This is a genomic window from Paenibacillus sp. SRL342 (assembly GCF_984798905.1).
In genome coordinates this window covers 5,185,521-5,202,423 of sequence record NZ_OZ481790.1, presented here as the reverse complement: position 1 = coordinate 5,202,423, position 16,903 = coordinate 5,185,521, and the positions used below count along the sequence as shown (strand labels likewise).

Below are 16,903 nucleotides of genomic sequence, written 5' to 3'. Positions count from 1 at the left end.
TTATCTGTGAGTGAGTTATGGCATGCTTCAATACAGGGGCTTCCATGGAATGCCGAAAAGATGCACCAGGCGGTGCATCTGTTGCGCCGCAGAGCAACGGTTCATTTTCGCGTTGACGCGGATACATACGAGGACCTTGCCGAGCTCGATGCCAAAGTATTCTTTGCCCGGCCGGATCTGATCCTACACATATCACATATGGACCCTAAAGGGGTATATTCATCCGGATTTTTGGGGCGACTGGCACAGTTAAAACATGTGTCTGCCTTGCAGCTTGATCTTTCGCAGGCACAGGATTTGACGATTCTGGGTGCGATGGAGCAACTGCAGTTTCTAAGATTGAATTCTCCTGCAAAGGCGACCGGGCTCGATTTTATTAAACACTACAAACGATTGACCTTTCTTGAACTGCGTGGCAAATTCAACGGATTTGCTTCCATTGCGGCATGTCTCCAGCTGCATACGCTCATTCTGAACTGTACGGTCGAAAGTGTTGATGTGTTAGCGGAACTGCCCATGCTTCAGTATCTGTCCCTGGATCACTGTGAGTTAAAAGGGGGACTGGATGTATTAATACAGTCGACCATCTCGATGTTGAAACTAAGCTCTATTCGCAAACTGACGAGTATTCAGGGACTCGAACAGATGCGCGGGCTGGAATATCTGCATCTGTCCTTGCCCAAGCTGGAGCAGTTATGCGACTTTTCCCATATGACCTCTCTCAGACAGCTCGAACTGGACTATATGAAATCGTTGCGGGATACCACACATCTATGGACAGCCCGTGCTTTGGAGTCTATTGAATTGAAAGAAATTAGTACGGCGCTCAAGGCGGATTCGTTTGCTGGACTGACCGGGCTGGAGCATTTGCGCCAAATCGATTTTCGTTTTATTGATGTTAACAAGGGACGGATTGCAGCTATGCGTGATCACCTGGAAAAGGCCGGAAAATCCCATTTGTTATATGAAAATATTCCTGAGCATGAACGCCTGAATTCCATAGGTATTGCGCACTTGTCGCATGTATTAATGTAAACGGGTTGCTATCTAGGTGTTCGTATCCGTTAATGCGGGCATGTTGATCTCTTTCACGCAGGCCGCTTTGGACAAGCTGATGATACATCGAACGATGGCGACCATATCCTGCAGGGGAATGCGGGTCCCATCATACTCGGCCAGTGCACGTTCCATCCCGTCTTCATATGGGATTTCTGCCGCCAGTTCTCCCGGGTTGATGCATGTCACCGCGATGCGGTCATTTCTCGTATGCTCTCTTAGAGCTTCGGTAATACCCCGTATGGCAAATTTGGAGGCGACAAAAGAAACCTGGCTGCTGCCTGCATTACTCAAACCGGCTGTTGAACCGATCAGGATGATCTTCCCTGCTTCAGACTGGCGGAGCTGAGGCAGTAACGCCTGTATACATACAATCGTAGAAGTCACATTCACATGAATCAGCTGACTGATATCTGCCGGTTCATCCTTATCAAACGTATAGTGCTCTTCAAATCCTTCCTTTTCCCAGATCCCCACGTTATAAATAAGCACATCCAACGTCTCGCCTTGAAGTTGGCTGGCAACTTGCTCTGCGGCCTGAAGCTCGGAAAGATCAGCCTGAATCCATATTCGCTCGACGCCATCCTCCACGGACAGACTTTCCGGCTTGCTGCGGGAGACCACCCAAACCTTATCACCGGACTGTGGCACACCTCGGACGAATGCATCGCCTAATCCCTTGCTTGCACCAAAGACAATTATATTTTTCAAATAAAACCCTCCTTATCGATTAGAAATTAATAATGTTTACATTAATCTATATCTTACTATAGAGGTGATATATGGAACATGAAGTTTACATGAGGTATGCTTCATCCTTGTCAAGATTCGGGGTTTTTGAAGTTAAAAGGTGAATCTCTTCATATAAAATATACTGAAAAGGACCTGGCTCCACACATGGTGAAGTTACAGGTCCTGATTAATAAGCGAAAAATTAATAACCGAATAAAACCACATTTATTCTACGTGGAAATAATCAAAATCTGCATATCCTCCGGTAGACTTCGTTGCATAATTGAATAGTGCAAACCGATATCCCATAAAGTGTGGCAGTGTGTAAGACATTTGAAGTATATTGCCAATGGTTGTCCAGTTACTTCCATTCAGGCTATAAGCAAAGTAGGCTTTGTCGGTTTGGTTCGTAAAATCACAGATGACGCGGAGATAGATTCTGTTCTGGTTTAATGGCACAGTTGCTACTTCAGTCATGGTGCCGGAGCTGGCATTAGCCATAACGATGGATTTAGTGCTGCCCGTCATTTTTACGCCGACCAAACCATATCTGGCCTGAAAAGCAGCGAGTCCAGCATAATCACCATCCTTCATGCCTGCTGTATCCAAAGCAGTCATCCCTGTGCTTTTTGGACCAAAGGTTCGTTGTGTCAGTGTGTTGCGGGCTTCTAACAGGTTTTTGCTGATTTTGCCTGCGGTTAACCGCATGAAACCGGGCCGCTGGAGCAGGGACCAGTTGGCAGCATCAGGGTTATGATTCCACTGCCAGAAAGTAGCGAGACTGAATGTACGAGAAGATGAATTGCTCGTCAGGGAGACGTCATCTACATAAAACGCCATCAAGTCATTGGTCGGGTCCGGATTCGAGTTATAGGGTGTTTCCACAAAAATAAAGCTTTGGGACAGGTCTGCATTTGACGGAACGGTATACGTACCTTGAATGGTACCCCACTGTCCGCGGCTTAACGTCGCACTGCCCATAATGGTAATTCCGGTATAACTTGCACCGTTCTGGATGCTAAGATTGAACGTTTTGGTTGCAGGACCAGTAGTGTATTTGATCTTTGCCGAAAAAGAGTACGTTCCTCCCGGTACCAGCTTGCCGGTAACCATCTGTTTGGCACCACCAGCTGTCTGCTGTCTGCCGCTGACGAACAGGCTTTTTGTACCGCTGAACGCTTCGGCATTTGTTACGGTGATGGTCGCCGTATTGTTGCTGGTCCACGGCTGAATGCTGCTTTCCTCAAAGCCGCCGTTCACTAACAGTTGCGTTACTGAGGGTGTGCCTGATGTGGTTGCATTGAACTCATCGGACCCGTGGATTTTGGCAGCAGGCTGACCTTCAACGGGCATATTCATGTTAAGGGGAACCTTGCCGTTCACCCCAAACACAGGCCAGTTATCCGACCACGTCACAGGAACGAGATAGGGGATGCGTCCAATGGCCCCGCTATCACGAAACAGCAAGCCGTACCAAGCGCCGGATGAGGTATCCACGATGCCTCCTTGGGCGATTCCCGAGTCTCTTAATACAACTTTACCTGTGTATGGACCTGTCAATGTGTTTGCACGATAGGCAAGCTGAATGCGACCATCACCCGAAGGCCAGGCAATCAGGAATACATAGTACATGCCATTGATCTTCTGAATGTGTGCTCCTTCTGCCTTTACAATCATGTTGGAGCCGGCTACACTGCTCGCGTTTGGAATCAGGACCTGATTGAGTCCGCCGGACTTGACGGCCTTGGCATCAGGCGTCAGCTCGACGATACTGATGTTATCACTGCCATGAACAAGAAAGGTTCGATTCCCGTCAAACAAAAGAGAGGGGTCATGGTAATAACTGTTCAATGTGTAAGGTGTCCATGGCCCTGTTTCAATATTGCTGGTTTGGTAAATATACGTCTTACCCGTGGAAAGCGAGCCAAAGGCCACGTAATATATACCGTTGTTGTACCGTAAGCTGCTCGCCCAGGAACCACGCCCATACTCGTTTTGTCCATTGTTCAGGTTCTGTATATCCCCGTTTCCAAGCGTATCGTATACATAGTTTACGATGCTCCAGTTGACCAGATCATAAGACTTCATGACCGGGACTCCCGGATTCATATGCATCGTTGTACTTGTCATATAAAATGCATTGCCTACCCGAATGACGTCACTGTCAGGAATATCCGCGTAAATAACCGGATTGCTGAACGTTGCGGCTGAAGCTGCCGGAATTGTCAAAGGGAATGATGTTATAAGCAAAGGAAGAGCGAGTAGAAGAGCACTGATCTTTTTCCACATATTCTATCCTCCCAATTGATCATGTCCTAGGAATTAAAGCGAGTACTCCAGATAATCAATGTAAGCATCCCAAGTGCCATTATCCGTTGTTACGACCAGCTTGATTTCCTGATTACCTGTAGCGTGTGTGATGCCGCTGAGGGTTTGAACGGTCGGCTCCGTTCCCGTGAAGTAGAAAGAACCAGCGGTTACACCCCCGATGACCAGATCAACACGGGCTGTATTATTATTGTTGGAAGCGCCGCGGACAGAGAATTGATGGGTTGGGAATGCAAAATATTGATTGTATGCCGCATAATCATTGTTCCCGTAAAGAGCGACTCCATTAAAAGGGGAACTGACTACGCCAGCGTATTGGCCGCCAAGTGTCATATTCTCGGTTTCGTAACGGGTAACGTTTGGATTGGGATTAGGATTTGGGTTAGGGTTACCGCCCGAACCGGATGTGAATTGCCAGTAGTCCAGTTTGAACAGATTTCCATTGCCTGAGCCTGTAAACACCAGATACAAACGATGTACCCCTGTAGCATTGGTAACATTGGTCTCCATCTCGCGCCAAGTTTGCGAACCGCCAGTTGAACTTACGTTAAGTGTTCCAACTAGTGGGCCTGTCGGACTGTCCAGTCGAACCTCAATGTTGCCATTTCCGGTAGAAGCGACATTGGCCTTGAACTTGGAGGCTCCAGCTGAGCCAAAATCAACATTGCCGACCGCGATCCAATCCCCGTTATGAATATTAGTGACATTCTGATTGGCTACAGGTCCACCGCTCGCTTGACTCGGTTCAGTGTTAATTCCTGCTTGCCAGCCAATGGTTTCGGCTTCCACCCGGACATACGGGTTGAGGTTAGTGGTCTGAGGTACACCTGTCATATTCCCCTGAACTTCCTGGATTGTTCCATCCGCATTATGTGTCAGTTTGTTGATATGTGTGGAACGGTACCCTTTACCATCACCGAGGAATGCCTTGCTTACCGTTTGCGCATGGTACGCCACATACCATTCGTTGTTGAATTGGAACACGGCATGGTGGTTATTGCCGCCTACACCGAAGAACGTGCCGGGATTTTTCAGAAAGTGTCCTTTATACGTGAAAGGCCCCATCGGGCTGTCGCTGACCATGTATCCGATCTCACCTTTTGGATATGCAGTGGGGTGTGTTCCCGCGAAGTTGATGCAGTAGGAGTAATAATATTTGCCGTTATACTTGTGAATGCCAGAATCTTCGAACATATAAGGAGAATCAATAGTCACAGCACTGCCCACCACGCTGGTCATGTCGGCACCGAGACGAATGACCCGAGCTGTTTTGGGGTTGGCAATGGAAGCAGCGTTGGTATCGTTCGGAATGCCACCTCCAGCATACAAGTAAGCAGAGCCATCATCATCGACAAGTACAGCTGGATCAAAGAGCCAGGTTACGCCAGACATACCCGGTGTACCGTGAGTCAGGAGGGCACGACCAATTGGATCGGACCACGGTCCAATGGGGGAATCCGCCGTGAGTACGCCAATACCTCCACCCGAGTTGGCAAAGTACAGGAAAAACTTTTCTTTGCCAGCAATGGTTTTCTTCGCCATCGAAGGAGCCCAGGACTGGGTAGCCCATTTAGCAATCCCTTGTCCATTATTGGCATTATTCGCACCCGCTACCGGGATGGAACCATGGTCTGTCCAGTTCACCATATCAGCTGATGAGATGACGTTAATTTTCCCGATCGTGCTGTACTGGTTCTCTCTGACAGAGCCGTCACTGTTGTACAGATATGCATCACCTGTCATGTAGACATAGACCCGATTGTTATGGACGAGCACATAAGGATCGGCTCCCAGTTTATGATCGATGAGGGAATTGGAGTTTCCAGGAAGTTTGGCAACGGCTGCATTGGCTGCATGGCTCGATTCAACGGGCAGGGTGACAAAGATTAGCAGACACGACAACAACAAAACTAGCGGTTTACGGATCATACGTTTCGCCTCCATGAGATTGGATTGGTTGGTGAGCTGAAATTCAGAATAGCAGTGATGATGAAATACCGAAAAAACGAAGAGATTCTCCTCATGTCACCCCCCTTATTGAAATAATGGTTAGGTTGCTGTTAGGTTAAATCCTCATGTTGTCATATATGGTTTAAGCCAGACGACCTGTGCACCGCGTACGTGTTCACAGTGGCAAGGGAGTGGCTATAACCCGAAGTAAGCTTGCATCTGTGTGTGCGATTAGAAAAGCTATAATCAGTCAGGTTTCTTTTTGTAATCGCTTTCAATAAAATGGGTTAGAACACTGAAATTTGGCGAAGAAAGAGGTTTGGTCACAATTAAATGTAATTATTTTTCATATTTTCTTTTAAATGTTTATTAACTTGACGATATCATATCACAATTTTAAGATAATACAATCTTTTTCTATTTTTAGTAGAGGATGAAGAAGACCATTATTATTCTATGTGTTTAACATTGGGCTTGATGGTAAAATACTATCTCGTATTCTATAAAACTTAGATACTAGAAAAAGATGTCTTAAGCTGCGACCGTTTCCCTGGAATCTACCGGGGGAACGGTCATTTCGTTTTTTTTCTGGAAACGATCCTGGTTATATAACAAAATCTACTTTTACTTGCTGGCAACTTTAACATTGCATAATTTCTTCTCTTTGTTGTACATATCCCAGTTTTTGTATAGCTAAAGCCCTGAGCGTAAAAGGTTCTTAAGTGATAATGGTGATTGCCCCCTGTGTTTTGTCCACACCGTTGGTTGAGTGTTTGAATATTACTATCTAGTGAGCTTATGCCAAATACTGCTAGAGTCAGAGGTTCATAAAAGGTGGGATGGGAAAATGGCTATTTTGTCAACTGGGCCGATTGAAAACAATCCGGTTTCCGGGGTTAGACCGACCCAACAGGTAACGATTAGATTGGTAAGTCGGGCTGAGGTGGATTCTGTAACAGTGTCCATTCAGGGTTATGTGTTAAGCACAACAAGAACGCTGTATGTGAGTGAAGTAATCAATATTGCCCCTAATGAAGCAGTGACCAGAAATTATTTTGCAGATTTAGATGCTTTTGAGTTTGTTTTTGGAACAGATGTGGAAGGTGTAGAGGAAGTAGGGATTTCAGTGTGGGGCAAACAAGCCTCTGGACAATTGGTTGATGCACATCGTGTTGTAGAGCACGAAAAATCGGTCAAGAACAGCTAAAAGATAAATCTACTCAAAAAGGAGATGTAGCGATGAGCTTTTTATCAACAGGGCCGATTGAAAATAATGCTGTTAGCGGTGTAAGACCGACTCAGACAGTTACTGTCAGAATTGATAACCGCAGTGATGTGAGTAACTCAACCGTACAAATACAAGGGTATTACATGGAAAGTGGAATAAGAATACTGTATGTCAGTGAGTCTTTTGACATCGTACCCAATCAAGTAATAACCAACAACTATTATGCTAATTTTGATGCCTTCGAGTTTACTTTTTCAACACCAGCGGTGGTTAATGATCCTGTTCAAGTATCCGTATGGGGTAAGAGCAGCACGGGCACTTTGGTAACAGCCCATCGTTTGGTTTCTTCCGAATTGCTGGGTGAAATCCCAAGCATCACGGGAGTCACAGGTACAACGGGTGTAACGGGAGCAACAGGCACAGCAGGTACAACCGGAGTAACGGGAGCAACAGGCACGGCAGGTACAACCGGAGTAACCGGAGTAACGGGAGCAACAGGTACAGCAGGTACAACCGGAGTAACGGGAGCAACAGGTACAGCAGGGACAACGGGAGCAACAGGTACAGCAGGTACAACGGGAGTAACCGGAGCAACAGGCACAGCAGGGACAACGGGAGTAACCGGAGCGACAGGCGCATCAGGTACAACCGGAGTAACGGGAGTGACAGGCACGGCAGGTACAACCGGAGTAACCGGAGCGACAGGCGCATCAGGTACAACGGGTGTAACGGGAGCAACAGGCACAGCAGGTACAACCGGAGTAACGGGAGCGACAGGCACGGCAGGAACAACCGGAGTAACGGGAGCAACAGGCACGGCAGGTACAACGGGAGTAACGGGAGCAACAGGCACGGCAGGTACAACTGGAGTAACCGGAGCAACAGGAACAGCAGGTACAACCGGGGCTACGGGTGCGACAGGTTCCGGAACAATTATTCCTTATGCATCAGGACTTCCGGTTGCGTTGACTACAGTTTTGGGTGGACTTTTGAATACTTCCAGTTTAGTTGGTTTTGGCAACAGTGCTACCGGAGTAAGTGTTAACGGAGGAATTATTGATCTCACAGGGGCTGCAGGCACATTGCTTAACTTTGCTTTCTCGGCATCGCGTGCAGGAACGATTACTTCACTGGCCGCTTATTTCAGCACGACAGCAGGACTTAGTCTGGTTGGATCTACAGTAACCATAACTGCACAATTATTCCGTTCCACTACACCTAATAACTCCTTTACGGCTGTACCGGGTGCATTGGTAACCTTAGCTCCTCCACTGACCGGCGTTTTGGCACTGGGCACAATATCCAGCGGAGTGACTACAGGACTGAGTATTCCGGTATCTGCTGGTGACCGCCTGCTTATGGTGTTCTCAGCATCAGTAACAGCCGGAATTGATGTGGCTACATCCATAGCCGGATATGCAAGCGGCGGCCTTACCATCACTTAACGGAAAATGGGCTATATAACAAGTTTAAAGACAGGGACCCTTGCCAACATGGTGAGAGGTCCCTGTTTATGTGTGTGCTTTTGTTTTCAAACTCTCTTCAAATGAAAGATAAGAACTATACAAAAACATAAAAAGGCGAGGATTGCTCCTCGCCTCGTACATATCGTGGTCTACTCAATTTCACTCTGTTTTGGTTAGGCTGTCTACGACAAATTTAAGTTGGGCTTCCAACGAAATTGGGTCACTAAACACGAAGCCACGGCTTTCCTCGCGATAAACGTGATTATTCTGGACAGCAGGGAGGTTATCCCAGATAGGACCTTCAAAAACGGAATCCCCACTCTCATCACCTGTCCATCCACTAATAAAGATATAATCTCCTGCATATTGTGGTAACAATTCAAGTGATAACTTGGCCCAACCTTTGCCGCTATCGATGGCTTCCTTCTGAATGATCGGCGGTGCCTTCAGGCCAAACTCGCCATAAATAATATCTCCACCTCTACCAAAGCTCCCGTAGGCATAAAATTCTTTGGCACTTCCCGTATCAAAAATCGAAACCGTGCGATTACCTACTGCTTGCTCCACGAGTGGTTTATATTCAGCGATTTTAGCGTCCCACTCTGCGATCCAGGCCTTCGCTTGCTCTTCTCTACCAGTCATCTTGCCAAAATCTATCAATTGCTGCCGCAGAGGTACTCCATATTCAACAGCGACGGTCGGTGCAATTTTGGACAGCTTTTCAATCGTTTCAGGGTCATTCCAAACGACAATTAAATCCGGCTGCAAATCCATGATTTTCTCGTAGGGTACATCGTTACCGATGTTGACAACGTCATCGAGCTTTCCTTCTGTATAACTGTTAAAGGACTCGTCACCAGTTCCAACAGGCTTAAGGCCAAGAGCTAGCAAATGACCAGTAAAGGCTCCTGCAACCATTACGACCCTTTGAGTTTTTTTGGGGATTTGTACTTCACCGTTAACCGCAGAATAGGTTACCATCTCCGAGCTTCCGTTTGTGGTGTTACTGATATTACTCTCTGCACCTACAGTTGGACTTTGCGTACTGCCAGTGCTTCCATTCGTGTTTGCTGGCCTGGAACATGCGCTAACCAATAGAGTTAGGCACAACAGTAGGGTAATTCCTACAGGTAGTTTGCTTCTATACATCCGTAAATCTCCTTTTTCGCTATGTTGATAATGATTATCATCTCTGATATCAATATAACGACGGAGTTTACGCGGAGCAATGGATGATCGAAGCCTAAGGATAGGACGATAAGAACCTCTCGTCACTTGTCCGGACTCATCCTTGAATTGCTTTGGTGTGACTCCAGTATGTTTTTTGAACATTCTTATAAAATAGGATACATCAGCATATCCGACGCTTGCAGCGACTTCTTGCAGAGATAACTCGGTCTTTTGCAGCAGCGTTACTGCTTTGTTCATCCTAATACCGATTAAGTAATCGATTAGACTTGCGCCAGTTTCGCGTCGAAAGTACTTGGAAAGATAAGGGACGCTGTAATGGAATGTATGAGCGAGGGTTTCCCGCGTCAGAGGCTGGGCGTAGTGCTCCTGCATATAGCGAATAAGCTGAGAAGCAAGGTTAGGCCTAACAATGCTTACCTGCTGTTGATCCATTTGTCTGAGCAATTCATATACAAATTGATAGAATAGTGTTTTGGTATGGAGTCGCTCCAAGCGTCCGGGTTTATTCCACTCGCCCAGCATTCGCTCAGTGATTTCGTAGAGGATGGCAGGATGATATGGAATAAAACCGTACTGGAGGTGGAATGGCAATGGTTGATCCGGTTGTTGAAGTGTATGCTGATTGCCAGGCAGCGGTAAGGAGGCTTTATAGAGAATCAGGTAATAATGAAAGGATTCGTCCGTTGGGATGATGTCCAGACGGGTGTTTTTGCCCCCATGAAGCATATAAAATGGTTTGGTAGCATGCTCATTTCCGTCTAAGATCACGGTTGCATTGCCATCCGTTACGTACAGAAAGGCGCTGGCAGGGAACAGGTAAGGACGTACGCACTCATCGGCCTGTATGACAATATGTCGTACATCCATGATTTTGAGCGATGCACAATTCCAGATGAGTATGTGTTCTTGTACATTCAAGGTTGCTTTCAATAGAGAGTTGACTTCCTTCCATGAGCTGTTGAAGCCAGCCTTTTATGTGGTGAGCTTATTATATAATAATATTAGTGGCTTTTTGTCACTTTCCCAAACGTTCCCCGTTTCCTTTATAGTCTTCCAAAGGCTATGATCAATGCCAGAACTATAAAAAAGATATTTACGCCAAGCTCCCGATACTCATTGCGCCGAATATGAAACAGCATTCCAAGCAGTGTGACAACAGCCAAAGCGATTGCGGCGATCGGCGTAAGCACCGGAGTGATGTTCAGCGCCCAAGGCAAAACTAGGCCAAGCGCTCCTAGTAGTTCCGCGATTCCGATCAGAACAACTAGACTTTTTGGCACATCATTGACCCAGGCCCAGGTCTTTTTTGACGACTCGATAAGAATGGTTTTCATCCATCCTGAATATATGAAACCTAGCGCCAATATAAGTTGTACGATCCATAACGTTACATTCATCTTTTCTGATCCCCTCACTTGCTCGATTTTAATGTCTGCCTCTATACTAAAGTGAGAAGGCCCAATCTGGAAGTAGGCACTTAAACCTAACCAGGTAACCAAAAGTATACCCGGGTATGGTCAGAAAGTGAGGAATAAGAATGACGGTATATTGCAAATTCGGAACGGCCTTGGATATCCTCACGGGTAAATGGAAATCTTTGATTCTTCTACGCTTGCTGAGCAATGGTACAATGCGGTTCAGCGAATTACAAAAATCCATTCCAGATATTTCGAAAAAGATGCTGACCCAGCAGTTAAAAGAACTGGAGTATCACGATATTGTGCATCGGGAAGTGTATCCTCAAATTCCGCCTAAGGTCGAATACTCAATTACGGAGTACGGACAGCTCATGAAACCTGTGCTCCAGACAATGAGCGACTGGGGAGCCGGCCATATGCAGCATATGGAGAAGCTGTACGGCGAAGAAGACGAAAAAGGAGCACACCCATCCGAACCTCGGAAAATCGATTCCTTGGGGTGATAGGGTGACAAGGGAGAGTTAGTTTTGAATAAACAAAAAATTGTGATTATTGGTGCAGGGATTGTTGGGGCGTGTATGGCCTATCATCTAGCCAAACGAAATCAAGATGTAACCGTTATTGAACGGCACTCAGCCGCGGCGCGTGAAGTCACGGAAAAATCATTTGCCTGGATACATACGATGCATAGAGTGGCTCCTGAATACTGGCATTTGTACGATGCAGCTGTGGAAGAATATCACACACTTCAGCAAGAGTTGTCCGAACTGAACATTCATTGGCATGGAGCGCTAACTTGGGACACTCCGCCTCTAAGGGAGCAACACTTTCAAAAATTAAACCGGGAGCAGCTTGAGGCATTGGAGCCCAATCTGAAGGAATATCCGGATGAAGCCATGTTTGTCAGCGAAGAAGGTGCGGTGGACCCTATAGCGGTAACGGAGCTGTTGTTGAGCAAAGCGCAAGAGTACGGAGCAAAGATTCAGTTCGATACCAACGTTACACAGCTGGAGCAAGAGGGTTCCCGTCTGGTTGGTGTTCATACGTCCAAGGGTTTTGTGGAGTCGGATGTTGTGGTACTGGCCGCAGGAACAGGTACACCCGAACTTTGTAAGCCGTTAGGTTGTCACGTGCCGGTAACTTCGTCACCTTCGATTCTGATTCGGATGAAAACTGCTAATAAACTGATACACACATTAATCTCCAATGCGCAATTTGAAGCGCGTCAACTGACAGATTATACGTTGCTGGCTGCGGAAGACTATATCGACGAGTCGGAGGCAAACGGACCACAGGCGGTCGGTAAGCGAGCTTACGACACATTGCGTCGCAGCCTCAAGCACGGAAATCAACTGGAACTGGAAAGCATAAAGGTTGGATGGAGACCCATGCCTGAAGACGGTTATCCAATTGTGGGCTTCCATGATCACATGAATGGACTTTATCTGACGGTAATGCATTCTGCAATTACGCTGGCGCCGCTGATTGCGCATCTGGCTGCAAGTGAAATTATTGATGGCAAATCAAGAAATGAATTAGACCCTTGTCGCCTCTCACGGTTTTAGAATCACTCCAGAACAAAAAGGACATCGCTCAAGTGGCGATGTCCTTTTCGTTGTGTATAATTGTTGGAGTCTTCTACACTTCCCCAGTAGCCACCGGATTCTCCTCATACTATATTCGCAGTTGCTGGCGATTGGCAATTCCATGCTAGCCATTCATCTAATTGTGAATCTCGCTAGCGGAATTGCACCTTGACTCTCAAGCCACGGGATCAGTTCAGCTGAAAAATTGCGTTTTGCTGTGTCCAGTGGAGTCGTTCCATCCCAGGTGGCTATCCAGTTCAGTTCGGCATCTTGGTCAAGCAGGTATTCGGCTGTTTCTCTTTGATCTCCATGGCAAGCACACCAGAAGGCAACGGTTACTGCATCGGGAGGAGAAGGGGAGGTGTTTGTTCCCCAAGGATAACGTTCCGGGAGTTTGACTCCTTTAAAATGTTCTAGTATGGCGTGAATATCTCCAAGGGCAGCCGCATGCCAAAGAGCAAAGATCGCGCCGCGTTCAACCAAGCGCTGTGCTGCATCCCATTGTGCAAAAGCAATAGCATCATCCAGCGGCGTTCCACCGGCGATCACCGCGCCAGACGCTTCAATGTCTGCGCCAGCATCAAGAAGGGCATCAAGCACTTGAACATCATTGGAGCTTGCAGCCCAATGCAAAGGTGTTTCAATATGTGGGCCGACAAAAGGAGCGTTCACTTCCGCACCGAACTTGGTCAGTACTCGCACGGTATCCGCTCCATTAGGGAAGTGCCCCGGCCAATCTGTCACCACGTGCAGCAGCGTCCGAGAGATACTAGAATCTGCATCTACGTTGTCAGGCTTTCTTTCCAATATTCTTATCTTTGCCAATCCCGGATTCTCTGCCAGCAGTTGCTCTAACGTTGGAATATCTCCAGTGTGAATGGCTTGAATAACGATCACTGCAAGTTTTTCATCTTCGTGAATAAATTCCATGCTCAAATCTCCTTCCGGGGTTGTATCCATATTCATGAAAGCATCTGAACTGCACATCTGGCATGATACTCCGCGAGACCCCTAGCGAATTGCTGATCGGGGAATTGTCTGTGAAGCAGTTTCAGTCCTCCTGATATCAAGGACAAATGATGGCAAAATCGATAAAATGTCATCCGCTCCGGGTCGAGATCGTTATTTTTTAAGTAGTGATAAAAATCTCCAAATCGAAACTCCAGAAAGCTATGCTCATGTTCGAGATCGAAGAATCCTGCACCCTCAATATCAATAAGGCATGGTTGCATAGCATGATCTATCCATATATGATCCGGACCTAACTCTCCATGAATGAAACTATAGAGATCTCTGGGTTGAATGGCTGCTTCCAATTCGTAAAGTTTCTCAAGCAGCCTTTCGTCATTATTCCTTATATCTTTCATGTGCTTGGATGCATAGGATAAGGCTTTTTCGGCATCTAACCGCTGAACTTGGTAGCAAGGCCCAGCCTTTTTGCTGTTATCGTTGGCGTTTCCATAAACGTTTCTTTGGATTCCATGCATATTAGACAACATATTCCTGATCCGTTGAAACAACTCATCCCGATCTTTGTGATTTTTATGCTGGAAATACGCTTCGGCTTTCTGTCCATCCACATACTCAACAAGAGCAAAATCATAAGAGTTCCGGTCTCTATCGTTATTTAGATCATACAAGATTGGTGTTCGAATTCCATGTTGAGCGAGAAAGCGAGTATTCAAAGAGAAAAGTTCACTGCCATAGGAACTGTGGAAAGTGGGTTCATTCAAGATCTCTTCCTGAAAATAGTTGCTGGAAATATCCCAAACGTACAACATACAAGTGAAACCATTCTTGCAGTCAATTTTGTAAATGACTTTTTGTGCACCGCCATGTATTCTTGTGCACTGCGTTATGAAGTAACTGGCACCAAATACATTGTGCACATAATCCTGTAATTCCTCACGAGTAAGATGGTTGTTGGACATTATTGACGTATGCTCCGTTTCAACTGTTATTTTGCCGGCCAGCAACCTAAATATATAGAATATTTTCCCAAAAATATAGACTGTTTCTTTTCGATCTGTTAGAGTGTTGATTAAGGTCTGTATATTCATATGTATATCAAAGCAAGGGGGCGGGTACCCACGTTAGTGGGTGATCCGGCCCCTATTTTGCATGCAAGTTGACTCTCTGTTGACTAATATATGAGCAATGATTTTAAGGAGCTAGGAAGCCATCTTACATTTCAATGAACATCTGCTACTATGGAACAAGGCATCTATTAAAATAATGGATATTCGCCATATAACTATGCAAAGCCAGGAGGGACTTCACTCCTATCGATTCCCCCTCGTTTCAAGCGTTAACAAATCTAGCGCATCTTAAATGGTGGATTATGAAAGACTACAAGGTTTAACGAACCTCAGTAACGCTATTCATTAAAACAATATAACCCTAACGAAGGTCCGCATCGTTCGATGTGGGCCTCTATGTAGTCTATCAAAAATGAAAAAGTTCACCAAGATAAGAGGAATCTAACTTGTCTTGGTGTTTTATTTATCGTTATTTGACCCGTATAATTGATTGAAAAGCACTTCATTCGGAAAGGAGACATTATTCTTTGAACTATTATTTTCTGGAATCTCAATATCCACGTAGAGGGTTTATTAGTGGCGGAACAGCCTTCACTCCCGAATTAGATATGAATTATTTGGCGATAGAGAATCCGTTGCCAGAGGGGACAACGGCAGAGGTTGAGTTACTGCCTACGGTGCGGAATCTGAATGTAGATTATTTTGAGACGATCACAGGAACGAGACACGTATCAGATCGTTTTAAAACGCTGTTGGAGGAAACGAAAACAAACACACAGTTTATTCCGACAACGGTGTGTTACCACGATGGTCGTTCGGTTGAAAAAACCTATTGGACTGCACATCAGCTTGATCGTTTGGATGTTTTTGATTATGAACGTTCGGAATATGGGCGCAAAGCGGTCATTGCTGCATCTGTACAACAGCCTCCACGTAAGATCGTCAAAGTTGTATCTCAAGTCTGCCTTCATGAAGAGCGAATGGGCGGGCATGAATTTTTTATGCTGGATTACATCAATATCTTCAAACCCGTTGTTTCAAAAGATTTTTACGAAGTATGCCGAAAACATAAGCTAAACCTGAACGTGACAGAAGTCGGAAATGAAAGCACCTAAAGTGCTACATGAATATAATGAAAGCAAAGAGAAGCCCGCGCAAAACGTGGGCTCTTTAGCTTTATTTTCCCCCGTTGCCACCGGACTTTCTTGTGTATTTTGCTTGGCGCGGGTCAGCTGACTTAGCTCCCTGATCTATGCATCAAGTTTTCCTTTAACGTATAATCCAATTGATATAGTCTTGTATCATTTCTTTGCTTCGTGTTCTATTTATCTTATCCGGCTCTAGATACAAATTGAGAGCCATCCCATTCATAAAGGCATACAGTTTTTCTTGTTCCTTCTTTTCATCGGTTGTACGCAGAAGACCTTCATTTTTCAAGTACATGATGCAGTTCTTGATTGCGTTTTGCAGGTCCTCATAATTGGCGTCGAACCCTTTTTGCGTTTTTCCATAGCTTACAAATGCAAACCAAACCTCCATTTCCAATAATGTTTGTTCATCCGTCGGGACTAGTTCGAGCAAGTATTCAACAATTCTTTCTTGAGGCCCCAGTTCTCTTGCATTCAGATTTTTTATTCGAGTAAGTACCTTTTCCTTAACTAACTCCATTGCAAACGCTAATAGACTCTCTTGTTTTGAAAAGTAATGTCTTAAAGCGCCTTGTGATAATCCGGCCTCCTTCGCAATCGTTCTTGACGTTGCATGATGAATGCCTTTCTCACTAATGATTTTCCAAGTAGCTTCAGCGATAATATTCTTCATCTTCTCATGGTCCACGATTTTTGGCATACACACAGAATATCATATTATTTAACTCAACTGAAATAAATAGACGATGAAGAAGGGATGT

At 45.7% G+C, this 16,903-nt stretch carries 14 protein-coding genes; 6 read left to right on the top strand and 8 right to left on the bottom strand.

Annotated elements, in window-relative coordinates; all coding sequences use genetic code 11:
* Positions 1-6 precede the first annotated feature (6 nt).
* The gene (locus AC4E8D_RS22920) at positions 7-1,035 is read left to right on the top strand and encodes a leucine-rich repeat domain-containing protein (protein ID WP_490205250.1); all 1,029 of its coding nucleotides are present in this window, start codon (positions 7-9) and stop codon (positions 1,033-1,035) included.
* A 12-nt stretch (positions 1,036-1,047) separates the two neighbouring features.
* On the opposite strand, the gene AC4E8D_RS22915 is transcribed toward AC4E8D_RS22920, so the two are convergent.
* The 3 genes from AC4E8D_RS22915 to AC4E8D_RS22905 all read right to left on the bottom strand — a co-directional run bounded on the left by AC4E8D_RS22915 (position 1,048) and on the right by AC4E8D_RS22905 (position 6,045).
* Positions 1,048-1,767, bottom strand: coding sequence for an SDR family oxidoreductase (locus tag AC4E8D_RS22915; RefSeq protein ID WP_076252755.1), 720 nt, complete (start codon positions 1,765-1,767; stop codon positions 1,048-1,050).
* Between the two features lie 246 nt (positions 1,768-2,013).
* Positions 2,014-4,077, bottom strand: coding sequence for a beta-xylosidase family glycoside hydrolase (locus tag AC4E8D_RS22910; RefSeq protein WP_490205249.1), 2,064 nt, complete (start codon positions 4,075-4,077; stop codon positions 2,014-2,016).
* Between the two features lie 33 nt (positions 4,078-4,110).
* The gene (locus AC4E8D_RS22905; RefSeq protein ID WP_339178360.1) at positions 4,111-6,045 is read right to left on the bottom strand and encodes a carbohydrate-binding protein; all 1,935 of its coding nucleotides are present in this window, start codon (positions 6,043-6,045) and stop codon (positions 4,111-4,113) included.
* An 868-nt stretch (positions 6,046-6,913) separates the two neighbouring features.
* Here AC4E8D_RS22905 and AC4E8D_RS22900 point away from each other — a divergent pair.
* Both AC4E8D_RS22900 and AC4E8D_RS22895 read left to right on the top strand, forming a co-directional pair.
* On the top strand, positions 6,914-7,273 hold the full coding sequence (locus AC4E8D_RS22900) for a hypothetical protein (protein WP_221824409.1): 360 nt from the start codon (positions 6,914-6,916) through the stop codon (positions 7,271-7,273).
* A gap of 32 nt (positions 7,274-7,305) precedes the next feature.
* Positions 7,306-8,739: an exosporium glycoprotein BclB-related protein gene (locus tag AC4E8D_RS22895; RefSeq protein WP_490205248.1), complete on the top strand. Its 1,434-nt coding sequence runs from the start codon at positions 7,306-7,308 to the stop codon at positions 8,737-8,739.
* A gap of 180 nt (positions 8,740-8,919) precedes the next feature.
* Here AC4E8D_RS22895 and AC4E8D_RS22890 read toward each other — a convergent pair whose 3' ends face one another.
* Together AC4E8D_RS22890 and AC4E8D_RS22885 are read right to left on the bottom strand one after the other, a co-directional pair.
* Entirely contained in the window at positions 8,920-10,869 is a 1,950-nt protein-coding gene (locus AC4E8D_RS22890; RefSeq protein ID WP_221824405.1) for an AraC family transcriptional regulator, read from the bottom strand.
* Positions 10,870-10,994: 125 nt separating this feature from the next.
* Positions 10,995-11,348, bottom strand: a complete 354-nt coding sequence (locus tag AC4E8D_RS22885) for a DoxX family protein (RefSeq protein ID WP_221824403.1) — start codon at positions 11,346-11,348, stop codon at positions 10,995-10,997.
* A gap of 140 nt (positions 11,349-11,488) precedes the next feature.
* Here AC4E8D_RS22885 and AC4E8D_RS22880 point away from each other — a divergent pair, with 140 nt between their 5' ends.
* A complete protein-coding gene (locus AC4E8D_RS22880) occupies positions 11,489-11,872 on the top strand; it encodes a winged helix-turn-helix transcriptional regulator (RefSeq protein WP_490205247.1) in 384 nt (127 codons plus the stop codon).
* Positions 11,873-11,896: 24 nt separating this feature from the next.
* A complete protein-coding gene (locus AC4E8D_RS22875; RefSeq protein ID WP_490205246.1) occupies positions 11,897-12,934 on the top strand; it encodes an NAD(P)/FAD-dependent oxidoreductase in 1,038 nt (345 codons plus the stop codon).
* A 153-nt stretch (positions 12,935-13,087) separates the two neighbouring features.
* Here the strand turns inward: AC4E8D_RS22875 and AC4E8D_RS22870 are convergent, their stop codons facing one another.
* Both AC4E8D_RS22870 and AC4E8D_RS22865 read right to left on the bottom strand, forming a co-directional pair.
* Positions 13,088-13,885 carry an ankyrin repeat domain-containing protein gene (locus tag AC4E8D_RS22870; protein ID WP_490205245.1) on the bottom strand — a complete coding sequence of 266 codons (798 nt, stop codon included), beginning with the start codon at positions 13,883-13,885 and terminating at the stop codon, positions 13,088-13,090.
* Positions 13,886-13,917: 32 nt separating this feature from the next.
* Positions 13,918-14,886, bottom strand: a complete 969-nt coding sequence (locus AC4E8D_RS22865; protein ID WP_490205244.1) for a phosphotransferase — start codon at positions 14,884-14,886, stop codon at positions 13,918-13,920.
* A 635-nt stretch (positions 14,887-15,521) separates the two neighbouring features.
* On the opposite strand from AC4E8D_RS22865, the gene AC4E8D_RS22860 reads away from it, so the two are divergent.
* Positions 15,522-16,109, top strand: a complete 588-nt coding sequence (locus AC4E8D_RS22860; protein WP_490205243.1) for an imm11 family protein — start codon at positions 15,522-15,524, stop codon at positions 16,107-16,109.
* A gap of 154 nt (positions 16,110-16,263) precedes the next feature.
* Here the strand turns inward: AC4E8D_RS22860 and AC4E8D_RS22855 are convergent, their stop codons facing one another.
* A complete protein-coding gene (locus tag AC4E8D_RS22855; protein ID WP_490205242.1) occupies positions 16,264-16,815 on the bottom strand; it encodes a TetR/AcrR family transcriptional regulator in 552 nt (183 codons plus the stop codon).
* Between the last annotated feature and the right edge of the window lie 88 nt (positions 16,816-16,903).